Source organism: Actinoplanes sp. NPDC051494 (assembly GCF_044454705.1).
Classification (GTDB): domain Bacteria; phylum Actinomycetota; class Actinomycetes; order Mycobacteriales; family Micromonosporaceae; genus Actinoplanes.
The window spans coordinates 771,427-786,765 of record NZ_JBITDZ010000003.1 but is presented as its reverse complement, the minus strand read 5'-3'; the positions used below and the strand labels follow the sequence as shown (position 1 = coordinate 786,765).

General features: G+C 71.1%; 18 protein-coding genes. 10 read left to right on the top strand and 8 right to left on the bottom strand.

Going from position 1 to position 15,339, the window contains the following annotated elements; all coding sequences use genetic code 11:
- The first annotated feature begins 13 nt into the window (after nt 1–13).
- Nucleotides 14–337 (top strand): hypothetical protein, encoded by a 324-nt coding sequence (locus tag ACIA6A_RS16155; RefSeq protein ID WP_396098405.1) that lies wholly within the window; start codon nt 14–16, stop codon nt 335–337.
- A 10-nt stretch (nt 338–347) separates the two neighbouring features.
- Nucleotides 348–1,055, top strand: coding sequence for a nucleotidyl transferase AbiEii/AbiGii toxin family protein (locus tag ACIA6A_RS16150; protein ID WP_396098404.1), 708 nt, complete (start codon nt 348–350; stop codon nt 1,053–1,055).
- A 9-nt stretch (nt 1,056–1,064) separates the two neighbouring features.
- Here ACIA6A_RS16150 and ACIA6A_RS16145 read toward each other — a convergent pair whose 3' ends face one another.
- A complete protein-coding gene (locus tag ACIA6A_RS16145; RefSeq protein ID WP_396098403.1) occupies nt 1,065–1,193 on the bottom strand; it encodes a hypothetical protein in 129 nt (42 codons plus the stop codon).
- Between ACIA6A_RS16145 and ACIA6A_RS16140 the strand changes: the two genes are divergently transcribed.
- Nucleotides 1,192–1,332, top strand: a complete 141-nt coding sequence (locus ACIA6A_RS16140; RefSeq protein ID WP_396098402.1) for a hypothetical protein — start codon at nt 1,192–1,194, stop codon at nt 1,330–1,332. The two genes, ACIA6A_RS16145 and ACIA6A_RS16140, sit on opposite strands and share 2 nt — an antisense overlap.
- Nucleotides 1,333–1,375: 43 nt before the next feature.
- On the opposite strand, the gene ACIA6A_RS16135 is transcribed toward ACIA6A_RS16140, so the two are convergent.
- Both ACIA6A_RS16135 and ACIA6A_RS16130 read right to left on the bottom strand, forming a co-directional pair.
- On the bottom strand, nt 1,376–2,347 hold the full coding sequence (locus ACIA6A_RS16135; protein WP_396098401.1) for an alpha/beta hydrolase: 972 nt from the start codon (nt 2,345–2,347) through the stop codon (nt 1,376–1,378).
- The gene (locus ACIA6A_RS16130; protein WP_396098400.1) at nt 2,340–3,773 is read right to left on the bottom strand and encodes an MFS transporter; all 1,434 of its coding nucleotides are present in this window, start codon (nt 3,771–3,773) and stop codon (nt 2,340–2,342) included. The genes ACIA6A_RS16135 and ACIA6A_RS16130 overlap by 8 nt, the downstream gene beginning before the upstream one ends.
- 99 nt (nt 3,774–3,872) lie before the next feature.
- On the opposite strand from ACIA6A_RS16130, the gene ACIA6A_RS16125 reads away from it, so the two are divergent.
- On the top strand, nt 3,873–4,478 hold the full coding sequence (locus tag ACIA6A_RS16125) for a TetR/AcrR family transcriptional regulator (RefSeq protein ID WP_396098399.1): 606 nt from the start codon (nt 3,873–3,875) through the stop codon (nt 4,476–4,478).
- 98 nt (nt 4,479–4,576) lie between these two features.
- Here ACIA6A_RS16125 and ACIA6A_RS16120 read toward each other — a convergent pair whose 3' ends face one another.
- Entirely contained in the window at nt 4,577–5,026 is a 450-nt protein-coding gene (locus ACIA6A_RS16120; RefSeq protein WP_396098398.1) for a MarR family winged helix-turn-helix transcriptional regulator, read from the bottom strand.
- A gap of 93 nt (nt 5,027–5,119) precedes the next feature.
- Between ACIA6A_RS16120 and ACIA6A_RS16115 the strand changes: the two genes are divergently transcribed.
- The 3 genes from ACIA6A_RS16115 to ACIA6A_RS16105 all read left to right on the top strand — a co-directional run bounded on the left by ACIA6A_RS16115 (nt 5,120) and on the right by ACIA6A_RS16105 (nt 6,983).
- Entirely contained in the window at nt 5,120–5,470 is a 351-nt protein-coding gene (locus tag ACIA6A_RS16115; RefSeq protein WP_396098397.1) for a DoxX family protein, read from the top strand.
- 25 nt (nt 5,471–5,495) lie between these two features.
- The gene (locus ACIA6A_RS16110) at nt 5,496–6,215 is read left to right on the top strand and encodes an alpha/beta hydrolase (protein WP_396098396.1); all 720 of its coding nucleotides are present in this window, start codon (nt 5,496–5,498) and stop codon (nt 6,213–6,215) included.
- Nucleotides 6,216–6,305: 90 nt separating this feature from the next.
- Nucleotides 6,306–6,983, top strand: coding sequence for an NADPH-dependent F420 reductase (locus tag ACIA6A_RS16105; RefSeq protein WP_396098395.1), 678 nt, complete (start codon nt 6,306–6,308; stop codon nt 6,981–6,983).
- A 75-nt stretch (nt 6,984–7,058) separates the two neighbouring features.
- On the opposite strand, the gene ACIA6A_RS16100 is transcribed toward ACIA6A_RS16105, so the two are convergent.
- On the bottom strand, nt 7,059–10,130 hold the full coding sequence (locus ACIA6A_RS16100; protein WP_396098394.1) for a hypothetical protein: 3,072 nt from the start codon (nt 10,128–10,130) through the stop codon (nt 7,059–7,061).
- A gap of 331 nt (nt 10,131–10,461) precedes the next feature.
- Here ACIA6A_RS16100 and ACIA6A_RS16095 point away from each other — a divergent pair, with 331 nt between their 5' ends.
- Together ACIA6A_RS16095 and ACIA6A_RS16090 are read left to right on the top strand one after the other, a co-directional pair.
- Nucleotides 10,462–11,151 carry a phosphatase PAP2 family protein gene (locus tag ACIA6A_RS16095; protein ID WP_396098393.1) on the top strand — a complete coding sequence of 230 codons (690 nt, stop codon included), beginning with the start codon at nt 10,462–10,464 and terminating at the stop codon, nt 11,149–11,151.
- 30 nt (nt 11,152–11,181) lie between these two features.
- Nucleotides 11,182–11,868, top strand: a complete 687-nt coding sequence (locus tag ACIA6A_RS16090; RefSeq protein ID WP_396098392.1) for a phosphatase PAP2 family protein — start codon at nt 11,182–11,184, stop codon at nt 11,866–11,868.
- On the opposite strand, the gene ACIA6A_RS16085 is transcribed toward ACIA6A_RS16090, so the two are convergent.
- Nucleotides 11,851–12,825: a DMT family transporter gene (locus ACIA6A_RS16085; protein WP_396098391.1), complete on the bottom strand. Its 975-nt coding sequence runs from the start codon at nt 12,823–12,825 to the stop codon at nt 11,851–11,853. The genes ACIA6A_RS16090 and ACIA6A_RS16085 overlap by 18 nt on opposite strands.
- A gap of 70 nt (nt 12,826–12,895) precedes the next feature.
- On the opposite strand from ACIA6A_RS16085, the gene ACIA6A_RS16080 reads away from it, so the two are divergent.
- Entirely contained in the window at nt 12,896–13,357 is a 462-nt protein-coding gene (locus ACIA6A_RS16080) for an Lrp/AsnC family transcriptional regulator (RefSeq protein ID WP_396098390.1), read from the top strand.
- Here ACIA6A_RS16080 and ACIA6A_RS16075 read toward each other — a convergent pair.
- Nucleotides 13,354–14,514, bottom strand: coding sequence for a PP2C family protein-serine/threonine phosphatase (locus ACIA6A_RS16075; RefSeq protein ID WP_396098389.1), 1,161 nt, complete (start codon nt 14,512–14,514; stop codon nt 13,354–13,356). The genes ACIA6A_RS16080 and ACIA6A_RS16075 overlap by 4 nt on opposite strands.
- A 6-nt stretch (nt 14,515–14,520) precedes the next feature.
- A complete protein-coding gene (locus ACIA6A_RS16070; RefSeq protein WP_396098388.1) occupies nt 14,521–15,174 on the bottom strand; it encodes a class I SAM-dependent methyltransferase in 654 nt (217 codons plus the stop codon).
- Nucleotides 15,175–15,339 lie beyond the last annotated feature (165 nt).

Genomic DNA, 15,339 nt, shown 5'->3' with positions numbered 1-15,339 from the left:
TACGATGACCTGCATGACCAGCGAAGTCCTTCCCTCCCGGTTCAGCACCGCGGCGGACCGCGTCCCTCGCTGGGATGAGCTGCGCGGGCCCACAACCGGCGTCATCGTCCTGCCCAACCGGTTGTGCTGGTCCGGGCCGCCCGACTTCGATGTCACCGACCCGCCGGAACGGCTGAACCTGTACACCCTGCTGCTGAGCTGCGGTCTCCGCGACGACAACGCCTTCTACATCAACGGAGATCTCCTGCGCCTCGACTGGTGGAAGGTGAAGAGGCTGACCACCTGGGAGCTGACCGACGTCTGGGAACAGAAGATGCCGCAGCTTCTTCAGGGGTGACCGCATCGCGATGGAGGACTTTCACCGGACATTGACCGATATCGTGTTCCGCGCCGGTCACGATCTCGGTCTGGTTCTCGCCGGGGGATACGCGATCAGCGCGCACGAGCTCACCACTCGCCCGTCGGAGGACGTCGACTTCGCCACCGCGACCGCGATCCCGATGCCGATGCCGATGCCGGAGATCGTCGACCGGCTCTTCAACGCTTTCCACGCTGCCGGCTTCACCGTTTCCGTTGTCGAAGTCACCCCGCGCATGGCCCGACTGTCGGTCACCGACAGCACCCGGTCCTGCGCGGTGGATGTGCTCAAGGAAGCGATCGGACCACCCGCCCTCTTGGCCGTCGGGCCGGTCCTGGACCTGGACGATGCGGTCGGGATGAAGGTCGCGGCACTTCATGACCGCGCAGCGCACCGAGACTTCGTCGATGTGCATGCCGCAGCGGTTCGAGGCGGATATACACTGCTCGACCTGGAACGACTCGGTCGCATCCACCAGCCGGCGTGGTCTCCCGCCGCCCTCCAGAGCCGCCTGGCGTCGATCGAGCTACGTGGTGCGCGACGTTTCTTGGACTACGGCTTGACCTACGACGAGGCGAACGCTGTTGTCTGGTGGGCGCAGCAGTGGGCCGCCGACATCGACTCGCGACTGCACCAGGAATCGGAGCGCGGGCCGGCCGAGAACGCCACGAACTGGGACGACTACCTCGACAGCTGAGCCGTCCGGTCAGTACTTGTCACCGCAGGAGTCCGTGTCGGCGACCTTTTCCAGCAACCGCTCGAGTCGCAGCCGCTCCTCGGTGGACAGTACGGCGAACAGGTCGTCGTCCGCGAGCGTCCTGGTGCCCTCGGCCATGATCGTGACAATGTGCCGCCGGCGGGCCGGCGAGCAGGCCGTCGCGTACGCGGAAGCGCTCCGGTCCGACCGTTCCTGGTGGCGGAAGCTCTGGTGGAGCATCCGCCCCGGCCCGCTGCGCCGGCACCGCAAGCGGTAACGGATGACCAACGGCCGACCGGGGTCGACGTGTCGTCGACAGGTCATCCAGCGAGCAGTCGGTTGGTCCAGGTTGTCAGTGCGGCGGTAGCGGTCCGGGACAGTGCCGCTTGGGGCATCATGCTGGTGAAGCCGTGGAATCCGCCGGGCCAGACGTGCAGTTCGGCGTTGATGCCGGCCTGCCAGAGCCTGCTGGCATAGGCCACGGTCTCGTCGCGGAACACCTCGGCGCTCGCGCAGTCGAGGTAGGTCGGTGGCATGCCGGTCAGGTCGGTGGCCCGGGCCGGGGCGGCGTAGGGGGACACGTCGTCGCCACCGCGCCGGTCGCCGAGGTAGGCGGTCCAGCCGAAGCGGGTCATGGCGCGGTCGGCGACACCGACGCCGTCGATCTGGTGGGTCGAGACGGTCGAGTCGCTGTCGTCGAGCATCGGGGAGATCAGGATCTGGCCGAACAGTGGTGGTCCCTGCCGGTCGCGGGCCAGGAGTGCGGTGCCCGCGGCGAGGCCGCCGCCGGCGCTCTGCCCGGCCAGCACGATGCGCGCGGGGTCGATGCCCAGCTCGTCGGCGTGGGCGGCGGTCCACAGCAGGCCGGCGTAGCAGTCCTCGACCGGATAGGGGTCGGGGTGCTCCGGGGCGAGGCGGTAGTCGACGCTGACCAGGACGACATCGTCGTGGGTGAGCAGCCAGTCGTCGTAGGAGTCGAGGTTGCCGAGGTAGTGGCCGAACATCATGCCGCCGCCGTGCATGGTGTAGAAGCACGTGGCCGGACCGGTGCGCCCGGCACGGCTGATGACCGCCAGGTTGATGGGGGCATCCTGGTAGCCGGCGATGGTGAGGGTGCGGCGTTCCCAACCGCGGGCCTGCAGCCGCTGGTCGAGGGCTTGTTCGGTGGTGTCGAGCATCCGCATGCGCGGCAGCATGTCGGTGGTCAGGGTGAAGGGGCCGCGTTCGTGCATGGCGGTGAGGAACACGTCGAGTTCGGGGTCGAACGGTGGGCGCGGCAGGACGTCAGACATGGTGGGTCTCCTTGGCGGAAATGGTGGTGTGCGAGCGGATGAGGCCGTAGGTGACGAGTGCGGCCGCGACGGCGGTGAGGGTGCCGGCCGCGATGGTCATCGCCTGCTGGAACTGCCCGGCTTGTGCGGTGCTCCAGCTCGAGGCGGTGAGGCTGCCGGTGAACAGGGCGGCCAGGATGGTGCCGGTGGCGGCGATGCCGACGCCGGTGGCGAGTTCGCTGGAGATGTCGACGAGGGCCGCGCCGATCGAGGTGCGGTTCTCCGGCAGGCCACGCAGCACGTTGTTGCCGGCCACGACCCCGACGACGCGCATACCGGCGGCGACGAGCACAAGCGCGACCAGCACCCCGGGATAGCCGAACCTGTTCAGTGCGGCGAAGGCGGCGAGTCCGGTGACGACCGCGGCGGCACTCAGCCAGGCCGCCCGTTCCAGGCCGACGCGCCGCACGAAGGGGGCCACGAGCCGACCGCCGGCGAGCAACACGATGACCTGCGGCAGCATGCCGACGGCCGCCATCGCGGGGGACCAGCCCCAGGCGAACTGCAGCAGCAGTGTCACCAGGTAGCCGAGGCCGGCGACGGCCAGACCGGCGGCGGCCTTGTAGGCCAGGCCGCTCGAGACCAGCGGTACTGCCAGCAGCCGCAGGTCGAGCAGGGGGTGACGGGCCGTCCGCTCGCGCCGGACGAAGGCCGCGGCCGCGGCGATCGTTGCCGCCGCGGTGGCCCGAGGCGCCCACGAGCCGGCGCCCTCGTCCACGAACAAAGTCGGCGTGACCAGGGCCAGGATGATCGTCGCCGTGCCCAGCACCGCGCCCGGGATGTCGAGTGGGTCGGCGTGCAGGCTGCTCGGGTCGTCCGCGGCGACGCCGAGGCGGATCCCGGCGAACGCGAGTGCCGCGATCGGCACATTGACAAGGAGCAGGGCCTGCCATGGGGCGACGGCGAGCACGAAACCGCCTACCGTCGGGCCGATCGCCAGACCCACCAGCCCGGCCGTCGAGATGACCGTGATGGCCCGCACCCGCAGGTCGTCGGCCCGGAACAACCGGAAGGCCAGCGCCATGGAGCCCGGGGTGGTCATCGCCGCCGCGACTCCCATGCACGCCCGTACCGCGATGAGCTGCCCGGCGGTCGACACGACCATGGTCGCGAGACTCGCGGCGCCCAGCAGGATCAATCCGGTCAGCATGACCCGGCGCCGCCCGAACCGGTCGGCGATCGCCCCGAACAGCAGCATCAGCCCGCCGAAGGCGACCGAGTAGGCGCCGGTCACCCATTGCAGCGCGGTCGTCGTCGCCTGCAGCTCACGGCCGATGGTGGGCAGCGCGACGTTGAGGATGGAGTTGTCGAGCATCTCGAACAGGAACACCGCGGACAGCCCGGTCAGGGCGACCCATCTGTCACCCAGAGATTCGGATCGAGCCATATCGGTGGGGCTAACCTCAGCGGTGGACATGCCACTAAGTTAACTCACTAAGGTTAGTTGCACAACCACTATGCTGGCGGCAGCCAAGGAGGGGGCCACATGCCACGTACCGATGCCCGCGGGGGACCGCAGACACGGGCGCGAATCTCGCAGATCGCCACCCAGCTGTTCCTTGACCAGGGGTTCGACGCCGTCACCGTGGCCGCCGTCGCCCGCGCGGCCGGAGTCTCCACCGTCACCGTGTTCAAGCACTTCCCGCGCAAGGAAGACCTCTTGCTGGACCGGGCCGAGGACGCCATGCAGATGCTGCGCTCGGCGGTCCGCGATCGTCCCGCGGGAACCGACGTGCTGGACTCACTGGAGGCCCTGATGCTGCGGCTGACCGAGGACCACCACGGGCTGTCGGGCATCGCCGCCGAGTCCACCCCGTTCTTCCGCACCGTGGCCGGCTCCACCCCCCTCATCGCCCGGGCCCGAGAAATCGCCGCTGACCTGCAGAACCTGCTGACCGACGAACTCGAACGCGATCCGGACTTCGACGGTGACAGCACGCTGTTAGCCGCCTTCTTCATATCGGGCTACACCACCGTGCTCACCGACAACGCGCGCCGCCTCATGGCCGGCGAAGCCCTCGCCGAGACAGCCCTGCACCATCGTCAGCGCCTAGGACAACTGTTCCGCACATTGCGCAACGCCATTCGCTGAACGACGAGAACGGCTCGCGACCGCACCAGGATTCGGAGCGCGGGCCGGCCGAGAACGCCACGAACCGGGACGACCACCTCGACGGCCGAGCCGCCCGGTCAGTACTTGTCGCCGCAGGAGTCCGTGTCGGCGACCTTTTCCAGCAACCGCTCGAGTTGCCGCCGCTCCTCGGTGGACAGTGCGGCGAACAGGTCGTCGTCCGCGCCGCCCAGGATCGCGTCGACGTCCGCGAGTGTCCTGATGCCCTCGGGCGTGATCGTGACGATGTGCCGCCGGCGGTCCGCCGTGTCGCGCTGCCGGTTGAGCAGGCCCAGCGCCTCCAGCTCGTTGAGGACCGCGACCAGCGCGCTCGGGTCGACGCCGAGCAGGTCGATCAGCGCCTGCTGGTTGACCGGCCCGTCGGCCAGGTGGGTCAGCGTGAAGACGGACCGCATGGTCAGGCCCCGGGCCGCGAGGGCGGTGCGGACGCGGGCACCGGCGACCGCGCCGCGGCCGGCCAGGAGCACGCCCAGCTGGGGCGGGAGCGCGGTGCGCGCAGTCGATGCCATGTGTCCCACCATACCCGGGGGCAAGATTGTTGGAACCAAATAATCGTTGTACGCTTCAAACGATTACTAGACCACCACCATCGGGAGTGCCCCATGTTCGTCGCCTACGTCATAGCCGCCGCCGGGTACGGGCTGGCAGTCACCGGCTCCGCCGTCGCCAAGATCCGAGGGGTGGACCGGGTGGTCGCCGGCCTGGCCACGGCGGGCGTACCCACGTCGTGGTTCGTGCCTCTCGGCCTGCTCAACCTGGCCGGCGCGATCGGCCTGTGGATCGGCATCGCGTGGCGGCCGCTGGGCATCGCCGCGGCGGCCGGCCTCGTCCTCTACTTCGCCGGCGCGGTGATCACGCACGTGCGGGTCAAGGACGTCAAGGGCCTGCCGATGCCCGCCCTGCTCCTGGCCCTCGCGGTGATCACGCTCGCACTCGCCGTCGCCTCCGCCTGAACCTCACCCTCACCGAGGAGAAGACATGTCCACCTATGTCCTGGTGCACGGCGCATGGCACACCGGGGAAGCCTGGAAGCGCGTCATCCCGCTGCTGACCGACGCCGGGCACCGGGCCCTCGCCCCGTCACTGACCGGCCACGGCGACCGGGCCCACCTGCTCGGCCCGGACGTCGGCCTCGACACCCACGTGGCGGACGTCGTACGGCTGATCACCGGGTCGGACCTGAGCGACGTGGTGCTGGTCGGGCACAGTTACGCCGGGCTGGTGATCAGCTCCGTGGCCAACGAGATCCCCGAGCGGATCGGGCAGCTGGTCTACCTGGACGCGATGGTCCCCGAGGACGGCGAGTCCGCGGTCGACGTCATCCCCATGACGCAATTCCTGATCGACCGGGCCGCGCTGACCGGCACCCCGTGGCGCATCCCGCCGCTGCCGGAGATGCCGCCACCCGCCGGCCTGTTCGGCGTCACCGACCCCACGGACCAGGCCTGGCTGCGCAGCATGCTCTCCGACGACGCGGTCCGCTGCTTCCAGCAGCCGGTCCGGCTGGACAACCCGGCGACGGCGAGGATTCCCCGTACGCACATCGAGTGCACGACCGGAGCCCCGCCGAACCGGCGCCCGGTGGCCCCGGTGCAGCCCAACGGCGACCCGACGCAGGTCTGGGAGCTGCCCACCGGCCACGATTGCATGATCACGATGCCGGCCGAACTCACCGATCTGCTGCTCAAGCTCGGCTGACCCGGCCCACGGCGCGCCCGGCGGGTGTGGCCAGGGTGACATTTCGGGCAGCCCCGGGAATACCCGCAGAGCGGAGCGGTTGCTCCGGATATGACGACTGTTGGATTCATCGGGAGTGGTTACATCGGCAGCGCTGTCGCGCGCCTCGCGGTCGCGGCCGGCTACGACGTGGTGGTGAGCAACTCGCGCGGGCCGGAGACGCTGGCCGAGCTGGTCACCGAGCTCGGCTCCCGCGCGAAGGCGGGCACCGCGGTCGAGGCCGCCGAGGCCGGGGACATCGTGGTGGTGAGCGTGCCGTTCAAGGCGTTCAAGGACCTGCCCGTGAAAGAGCTGGCCGGGAAGGTCGTGCTCGACACGAACAACTACTACCCGCAGCGGGACGGGCACTTCGCCGAGCTCGACAACGGGTCGGTGACCAGCGCCGCCCTGGAGCAGAAGTTCCTCGGCGAAGCGCGGGTGGTGAAGGTGTTCAACAACATCAACTACGTGCACCTCGCTGTACTCAACCGGCCGGAAGGCGCCGCGGACCGCACCGCGCTGCCCATCGCCGGCGACGATGTCGACGCGAAGCAGACCGCGTCGGCCTTCCTGAACGCGATCGGCTACGACGCGGTGGACGTCGGCACGCTCGCCGACAGCTGGCGTTTCGAGCCGGGGCAGCCGGTCTACGGTCCGCCCTACGGCACCTACGGCGACCCCGCCGCGACCCCGGCCGGCGCCGACAAGATCCGCGCCGCCCTGGCCGAGGCGGTCCGCCCCGGGCAGTAACCGCCGGGACAGGCACGAAGCCGAAAGTGGGGCCGGCCCGAACCAGAGGCCGGCTCCACTTTCAGGCGGGCCGGCTCAGAGTTCGGCTTGCAGGGCTACGACGTCGGCTGCCAGTTTGGCCATGCCGAGGCGTTGGGCCGCGGCACGGCTGCGTTCGGCCAGGATGGTGGCCTCGGTGCGGTCCTCCGGGGTGCCGCGCCGGAGCAGGGCCTGGGCCTGGTCGTAACGGATCCGGGCCAGGGTGGGTGGGGAGTCCTGGGCCAGGGTTGCCGCCCGGGCCAGGTCGTCGAGGGCGGCCGGCAGGTCGTTGTCGGCCAGGGCCAGCAGGCCGCTGAAGCGGGCCGCCGGGCCGATCACCGCGACCGGCCAGCCGGCCAGGACGAGTTCGTCGCGGTGGGTGGCGAGCATGCGGCGCAGGACCGGGCTGATCGTCGCGGTCACCGGGTCGCCGGGACGGGCCGCCCGCAGGGCCGACACCGACTCGGCGAGCAGGGCCGCGGTCGGGACGGCCCAGCCGTGTGGGGGCCAGCCGGCCAGGTCGCGGTGGGCAATGAGGAAAGCGGCCAGCCGGTCGGAGGCTTCCTCGTACCGGCCGGTGTCGCAGCAGGCCATGATGAGGCTGGCCGGCCAGATCGGGAAGTGGGCGTCGAGTTCGATGTCGCCGGTCAGCTCCTGGGCGAACAGGTCCTCGGAGCGGCCGAGTTCGCGCAGCAGCCAGAAGGACTGCCCCTGCCAGGTCTGCCGGAAGTTGTCGGCGGGCACCACCGGGCGGTCGCGCAGCTCGTCGACCGCCTGCCGGCCGGGGCCGAACAACCAGGCCGCCGCGCCGTCGAACGTGCCGCGCCACAGATGCATCGTCGTGTCGAGGACGCCCTGCAGCCATTCTCCCTGCGGGCGGGGGTGTTCGGCGACGAGTTTGCGGTGGTCCTTCAGAGCCGCGTGCACGTAGGGCAGGCCGCCGAGGCGGATGTGGTCGATGATCAGGGCGAGCAGGGCCTCACTCTCGAAGTACGGGGAGCGGGCCGCGATGCTGGCTTCCCGGAGCCGTTCCGAGACCTCGACGAGTTCGCGTGGGGACGCGTGGTCGTAGAGGCCCCAACGGCATTCGTTGAGCACCTCGCAGCGCACCGCCGGATCGTGGTCGGCGGTGAGCAGGCGCAGGGTCCTGCGGGCGAGTTCGGGCCCGGCCTCGGGGTCGGAACCGGGGGGCCGGACCTCGGCGGTCACCGCCATCGTGGACTTGTGGGCGAGGTGGGCCTGCAGCTGCAGGCGTACCGAATCGGCTTCCGGACCCGGCACCGGCTGCAACGCTCGCAGCGCCCGGCGGAGTTCGAAGACCATCTGTTCGTCGACCAGGCCGGGGTCGGACCACTGCCGGGCGAGCCGGACCGCCGCGGTCGCCTGCAGCAGGGGCAGGCCGTCGGCGGCCTCGAACGCGTGCCGGTACTGCCGGGAGGACTCGGCGGCTTCCCCGAGGTCACCGTGGGCGTCGCCCAGTGTCATGAACAGGTCGGCGGTCACCGTGGCGGGGCCGCCGAGTTCCAGGCCGGCCCGGGCCCAGTCGATCGCGGCCCGCGCCGAGTATCCCTGCCGTTCGGCCCGCGCGGCGGCGAGCATCGCCGCGGCCACCGTCTCGGCGGGCAGCAGTCGCCGCGCCGCCCGGGCCTGCCGGGCCATGAGCACCGCCACGGGTGTCGTGAGCCGCTCACCGCCGGCGATCCGCGCCGCCATGGCCGCGTAGGCCTCCGCCGCGTCAGAAGCCGAAGGCCCGTCGGGGGCCGGCATCCGGGCGGACGGCGACGACACCGCGGGAGCGATGGGAGCGAGGGACGCGGCGGAAGCGGCCGGCGCGGCGCTGATCGTCACGATGCCGAGGGGCCAGTCGCTGAGCCGGGTGGAGAGCTCAATCAGCACCTGGTGGGCGACCGGGCTGATCAGGTGGGCGTCGTCGAAGACCAGGATCAGCGGCGTGGTCCGCAGCACCGGGCGCAGCAGAGCCTCGAGCAGAGCGATGAGCTGCCCGAGGTCGTGGTCGGTGCCGGGCCGGGTGCCGCCCGGTTCGGCGGCGGCCACGAAGTCCATGACGAGTTTGCGCTGGGCCGGGGAGAGTGTGCCGAGCGCGAGGTCGCGCCGGCCGTGGGCCCACAGCAGCCCGGCCATGGTGCGCCACGGGGAGAGGTCGTCGAGGTTGCGGCACCGGACGACCAGCACCCCCGCGCCGCGCGCCGACGCTCCCGCGAACAGACCGGAGAGCAGACCATCGGGCGAGGAGCCACCATGGCGTACGGCGAAAGGGGTTCCCATGTCGGCGAAGAACGGGTCGAAGGCGGCGGCCTGACCGGGGTCTCCGGGCGGCGCGGTCAGCGGGCGGTGCACGTCGATGCCGTACTCGTGCAGGCTGATCAGGTCGAAGGCGCGGGCCGTGGTCGCCGGGTCGAGGCCGTCCTTGTTGCCGTCCTCGACGAGTTCCTCGGCGGCGGTCACGCCGTGGCGGCGCAGCGTGTCGAGCGTGTGGAGCAGCCACAACGCGTCGCGCCGGTCGAGGCCGGCGGCCATCGGCTGGGTGGACCACGCGGCCGCGCGGTCGTAGTGCCCGCGGGTCAGGGCGGCCCGGGCCATCCGTTCGACGACGCGTTCGCGGACCCGGTCGAGCTCGCCGCGCAGGCCGCGCATCGGTTCGCCGGCCGACCACTCGGGGCCGAACTCGGCGAACGGGCCGGCGGTCCAGAGCCCGGCCGCGGTGGTGTACTGCTGCTCGGCCCCGTCGTGGTCGCCGGCGTCGAGCAGGTCGAGGACGGCGAGCGCGGCGTGTTCGAAGCGGTAGGCGTCGACGGCGGCGACGAGGTCGGCGTCCGGGCCGGCGACCAGGTGGTAGCCGGGGGACTGGCGGGCCGAGGTGATGTCGAGGCCGTGTTCGCGCAGGATGCGGCGCAGCCGGGCGATGACCGGGGCGAGCAGCGCGTCGCGGGCGGTGGGGTGGCCGGAGTCCCAGATCGCGTCGAGGAACGCCTCGGGGCGCTGGGGTGCGCGGGCCGCGACGAGCACGGCGAGCGCTTTCTTCTCCTGGGTGCGCCGGAGCTGGGGTTCTCCGCCGACGAGGATCTGCACGTCACCGAGCACCCGGATGTCGAGGGCGCCCATGCTCACGCGACGGGCCGGTGCGCCGCGCAAGGTCCGTGCAAGGTTGCTCTGGAAGGCTTCGGGGCGGTCGAGGGAGAGGGCATGACCGAGACGGTACCGGCGGACGGAACCGTCCGGATACGTGTGTTTCCCTGCTGCGGCTACTCAAAAGGGGCAGTCGGATCCGCTCGCACCGCGGACGAGACGACGGGTAAGGGGCACAGACGCGGCGCCGGGCCTGGCGGGGCCTGGCGCCGCGCCTGCCGGATCACTATGCCTTGAGCAGCGCCGTCGTGCACGGCGCAGCGCGCGGACTCCGAGCTGAGTAACAAGCAGGTGTCCGGGGTACGACTGGTTCATGAACCTTGGGAGACGGCTGACCACCGTGGCCGTGATCGCGGTCGCGGTGCTGGTGCCGTTCGCCCTGCTCTCGATCATGGTGGTCGGCGGATGGCCGCCACTGCACGACGCGGACGCGTCGATCACGGCGGCGGTGCACGACTGGGCGCTGCGGAATCCGGAGTGGGTCGACGTCACGGTGTGGTGGACGAACATCTTCGACCCGAACCCGTTGCGGGTGGCCGCGCTGGGCCTGGTGATCTGGCTGTGGCGGCGCGGGCACCGGGGCGCCGGCATGTGGGTGGTCACCACGATGGCGGCCGGCGGCCTGCTCGGCATCGTGATCAAGCTGCTCATCGAACGGCACCGCCCCTCGTTCCTCGACCCGGTCGCGCGGGCGGCGGGCTACTCGTTCCCGTCCGGTCACGCGCTGAACGCCACGCTCGCCGCCGGGGTCTTCGTGCTCGTGCTGCTCCCGGTCGTGCGGCGGCGCTGGCTGTTGTGGACGGCCGGGGTGGCGGTGACCCTGCTGACCGCGCTGTCGCGGGTCGTCCTCGGTGTGCACTGGACCAGTGATGTGACGGCCGGGATCCTGCTCGGTGTCGCGGTCATCGCGGCCACCACGATGGCTTTCACGCACCGGGGTCTGCTGCCGGTGGTGGAGCGGGGCGTGGACCCGAGCCTGCACACCGAGAAGGCACAGGCGTAACACGAGTTCCGATCGGGTACTGGCGCGTCCATGCCCGATGCAGCGGTTCAGTTCCTCAAGCGGATCTTCGCACCTGTCGCCGTACTCTTCGTGGTGATGGTGGGTCTGGGCCTGCTCATCACGAAGGTCCTGGAGAACACCTGGCCGTTCACGGTCGAGGACGCCGTCAACCGGGACTTCGAACGTGACCGGGAGTCGGTGGGCAACACGCTCTCGTTCATCTTCAGCACGATCGGCAGCACCCCGGTGATCATCGGGGTGACCGCGGTGGTGGCGATCATCCTGCGGCTGACCCTGAAGCGGTGGCGCGAGCCGCTGTTCCTGTGCGCGGGTGTCACCGCCCAGGCGCTCATCTTCTTCTTCACCACTCTGGTGATCGACCGGATGCGCCCGGAGGTCAGCCACATGGACGCCTCCCCGCCGACGTCCAGCTTCCCGTCCGGGCACACCTCGGCCGCGGTCGCGCTGTACCTCGGGATGGCCGTGGTGCTGGCGACCCTGACGAACCGCACCTGGCTCAAGGCGCTGTGCTGGCTGCTGATCCTGGTGCCGGTCGGCGTGGCGGTGGGCCGGTTGTACCGCGGCATGCACCACCCGACCGACGTGACCGCGTCGTTCCTCAACGGCGGGTTGTGTGTCTGGATCATGGCGCGGGCGATCCTCGACCGGAGCGTCGCCTGGACCCGGCGGCCGCACAAACTAGCGCACGCCCACTGACGGCTCGAGGACCGGATGCCCCGCGTCCGCCGCGAGCATCCCGGCCTCGACGTGGAGTTCCGGCTGCCGGACGGCGGTGCGGCGGGCCGGACGGGCCGGACGGGCCACGCCGAACAGCGAGACCGAGGTCAGCGCGATCCCGGCCAGGACCGCGATCCCGCCGGCGGCCTGGGCGGACCCGAACGCGTCGCCGAACAGGGCCACGCCGATGAGGAAGCCGACCAGCGGTTCGAGGTTGAGGAACGCGCCGGCGGCCGACGGCGAGACCCGGGACTGGCCGTAGGCGAACAGCGCGAACGGGGCCAGCGTCCCGGCGAAGGTGAGGATCAGCGTGGCCACCGCCGGCATCATGCCGGGCACCGGAGGCGCGCCACCGGCCAGCGCCATCGGCAGCACCGCGACAGCGCCGGCGGCGAACTGGACGCCGGTGACCGCGAGCGGGCTGCGCCCGGCGAGCAGCTTGGGCTGGGCCACCAGGAACGCCGCGGACAGCACCGCCGACGCCCCGACGAGCGCGTCCCCGGTCAGGGTCGCCTCGCCGCCGCCGTGCCCGGCGATGACCCCGATGCCGAGCAGCGAGATCGCCAGCCCGGCCCAGTTGCCGGCCCCGGTCACACCGCGGCCGGTCGCCAGGCCCATGAGGGCGACCAGCACCGGCACCGCCCCGACGATCAGCGCCGCGTGGCTGACGCTGGTCCGCGCGATACCGGCGTTCTGCAGGGTGAGCACCCCGCCGTACCCGATGATCCCCCAGGCCACGACGCGCGGTGAGATCGCCGCCCGCAGCTTGTGGCGCGCGATGATCGCGATCGGCAGGGCGGCGAGGGTGAACCGGACGACCGTGAGCCAGCCCGGGCCGACACCGGCCAGCGCGACCTTGGTCAGGGGAATGGTGGTGCCCCAGAGCAGGCCGGCGGTGGCGAGGGCGAGCAGGGTGAGGCGACGGTCGTTACGCATGATCCCGATCGTCCACGCGGGGAGACAGAATTCGTCGACTTGGGCTCAGGACGAAACTATATTTGGTCACATGGCGGTTCAACTTGATGAAATCGACGTCCAACTGCTCAACGAACTGCAGCAGGACGCCGACCGGTCGAACCTCGACCTGGCCCGGATCGTCGGCCTCTCCCCCGCCGCCACCCTCAACCGGGTGCGCCGGCTCAAGCAGTCCGGGGTGATCCGCACCATCTGCGCGCGGCTCGACCCGGGTCAGGCCGGCTTCCCCCTGCAGGTGTACGTCTCGGCCACGCTCACCCGCAACGGGGCGCGCAGCAGCAAGGTCTTCGAGCAGACCGTGCTGTCCATCCCGCAGGTGATCGCCGCCGACTGGGTGGCCGGCGAGATCGACGTGATGATGCTGATCGTGGCCCGTGACGTGGCCGAGCTGCAGAGCGTGCTGATGCAGCTGTCCCTCAAGGGCGGCGCCCAGCGCCTGACCACCCTGCTGCGCCTGCAGGAGATCAAACCGACGAGCCCACTACCGATCTAGAGCGGACGCCACTGTACGACGGCAGCGGTCGCGTCGTCCCGCAGCTCCCCGTTCTCGTACGAGACGATGGTGTGGATCAGCCGCCGCATCATCTCCGCCGCCGGGGTCCGTGCCCGCTGCTCGTCGCGCACGAACGCGGCCAGCCGGTCGAGGCCGAACAGCTCCCCGTCCGCCGATCGTGCCTCGGTGATCCCGTCGGTGTACAGCACCAGCGTGTCGCCGGGCGCCAGCATCAGCTCGGTCACCCCGGGGCCGCGCCGCACCATGTGCCCGAGACCGAGCGGCAGGGCGGTCGGTGTCGGCAGCGCCTCCTGCGGCTGGTCGCCGCGCAGGTGCAGCTCGGCCGGGTGCCCGGCGGCGATCCGGCGGTAACAGCCGGTGGTGGTGTCGAGCTCGGCCAGCACCGCGGTCACGAACGAACCCGGGTACTGGGCCCGGATCCATTTGTCGATCGACCGGTACGTGTCCACCAGGTCCAGCCCCGACCGCCGGGCGTTACGGTACGTGTTGAGGGCCAGCGTGGTCAGCGCACTCGCACTGATCCCGTGCCCCACGGTGTCGAACAGGGCCACATGGATGATGTCGCCGTTCGCCGCGTAGTCGAACGCGTCCCCGCCCACGTCGTAGCACGGTTCCAGCACGGCGGTGACCAGCGCGTCGTTGGCCGCGAACGTCAACGGCGGCAGCTGGTTCCAGATGATCTCGGCGGCCAGCTGCATCGGCATCCGGCGCCGGGTCCGTTCCACCGCGTCGCCGTAGAAGCGCCGGCTCGCGATCAGCTCGGCCACCAGCGCGGCGATGACCACCAGGTCGCGCCGCAGCCGCTCGTCGGGCTGTTCCTCGAGCCACACCTCGAGCACGCCCAGCCGCTCGGCGCCGTGCAGCAGCGGCAGGAACAGGCAGGAATCCTCCTGGGTGGTCTCCGCGGTGCGGAAAGCATGCCCGGCGAGCGTGTCGTTCACCTTGCGCGCGGCGTCGTCACCGGGGGTGCCCTGCAGCGGCCACAACGAGATCTGCTCGTAGTCGATCATCAGGGCCACGACGTTCGTGGCACCGATCAGCGACGCCACGGCGGCCAGGGCCGGGGGTAGATCCTCCGGGCGACTGCGGTGGCGAAGATCCAGGAGCCGCCGCACCGCTTCCATCGAATCAGCCATATACAGCTACCTTCCCCGAACCGCCAGGAGGTATCCCTGCGGCTGGTTGTCGCCCAATCCGTTGCCCGCCGGACGGCCCGCCCAGTGCACGGTGGTGAAGCCGGCCGCGTTCACCTGACTCTCCATGTCGGCCGGTGACATCCAGTAGACGTCGAACTCCACACCGAGGTTGGCACCCTTGCCGCCCCGCCGCAACGTACTGTCCCCGGCCTTGAACGCGGTCGCCAGGAAACCACCCGGCCTGACGACCCGCGCCAGCTCGGCGAACGCCACGGCCCGGTCACCGGGAGCGAGGTACATCAGCGAATACCAGCCGACGACCCCGGCCAGCGACGCGTCCGCGAACGGCAGCTCCCGTACGTCGGCGACCTCGAACGTGAAATCGGGCCGGTCCCGCCGCGCCACCTCGATCATCCCGGGCGAGAGATCCACCCCCCGGGGAGTCAGCCCCCGCGACGCGAGGAACGGCTCGAGACGACCCGTCCCGCACCCCACGTCCAGGACGTCGGTGCCGAGACCCGCGGCCAGGACGAACTCGGCGAACAACCCGAGCACGGCCCGGTCGACCGGAAATTCCGCCAGCGTGTCGGTCAGGTTTGCGGCATAGAACTCGGCGAGAGCGTCATGCGCCGCCCGCAATTCCTCGGTCTTCGGATCCACAAGCGCAGAGCCTAGGCAGGACGTGTGGAGATCCTGTGCAGGACCGGGGGGGGGGGGGGGGGGGGGGGGGGGGGGGGGGGGGGGGGGGGGGGGGGGGGGGGGGGGGGGGGGGGGGGGGGGGGGGGGGGGGGGGGGGGAGCGGGCCCCCCGCGGCGGGGCCTGGCG

Coding starts and splice junctions, on each gene's coding strand:
- ACIA6A_RS16155 (WP_396098405.1), top strand. CDS start 14: ATGACCAGCGAAGTCCTTCCCTCCCGGTTCAGCACCGCGGCGGACCGC.
- ACIA6A_RS16150 (WP_396098404.1), top strand. CDS start 348: ATGGAGGACTTTCACCGGACATTGACCGATATCGTGTTCCGCGCCGGT.
- ACIA6A_RS16140 (WP_396098402.1), top strand. CDS start 1,192: ATGATCGTGACAATGTGCCGCCGGCGGGCCGGCGAGCAGGCCGTCGCG.
- ACIA6A_RS16145 (WP_396098403.1), bottom strand. CDS start 1,193: ATGGCCGAGGGCACCAGGACGCTCGCGGACGACGACCTGTTCGCCGTA.
- ACIA6A_RS16135 (WP_396098401.1), bottom strand. CDS start 2,347: ATGTCTGACGTCCTGCCGCGCCCACCGTTCGACCCCGAACTCGACGTG.
- ACIA6A_RS16130 (WP_396098400.1), bottom strand. CDS start 3,773: ATGGCTCGATCCGAATCTCTGGGTGACAGATGGGTCGCCCTGACCGGG.
- ACIA6A_RS16125 (WP_396098399.1), top strand. CDS start 3,873: ATGCCACGTACCGATGCCCGCGGGGGACCGCAGACACGGGCGCGAATC.
- ACIA6A_RS16120 (WP_396098398.1), bottom strand. CDS start 5,026: ATGGCATCGACTGCGCGCACCGCGCTCCCGCCCCAGCTGGGCGTGCTC.
- ACIA6A_RS16115 (WP_396098397.1), top strand. CDS start 5,120: ATGTTCGTCGCCTACGTCATAGCCGCCGCCGGGTACGGGCTGGCAGTC.
- ACIA6A_RS16110 (WP_396098396.1), top strand. CDS start 5,496: ATGTCCACCTATGTCCTGGTGCACGGCGCATGGCACACCGGGGAAGCC.
- ACIA6A_RS16105 (WP_396098395.1), top strand. CDS start 6,306: ATGACGACTGTTGGATTCATCGGGAGTGGTTACATCGGCAGCGCTGTC.
- ACIA6A_RS16095 (WP_396098393.1), top strand. CDS start 10,462: ATGAACCTTGGGAGACGGCTGACCACCGTGGCCGTGATCGCGGTCGCG.
- ACIA6A_RS16090 (WP_396098392.1), top strand. CDS start 11,182: ATGCCCGATGCAGCGGTTCAGTTCCTCAAGCGGATCTTCGCACCTGTC.
- ACIA6A_RS16085 (WP_396098391.1), bottom strand. CDS start 12,825: ATGCGTAACGACCGTCGCCTCACCCTGCTCGCCCTCGCCACCGCCGGC.
- ACIA6A_RS16080 (WP_396098390.1), top strand. CDS start 12,896: ATGGCGGTTCAACTTGATGAAATCGACGTCCAACTGCTCAACGAACTG.
- ACIA6A_RS16075 (WP_396098389.1), bottom strand. CDS start 14,514: ATGGCTGATTCGATGGAAGCGGTGCGGCGGCTCCTGGATCTTCGCCAC.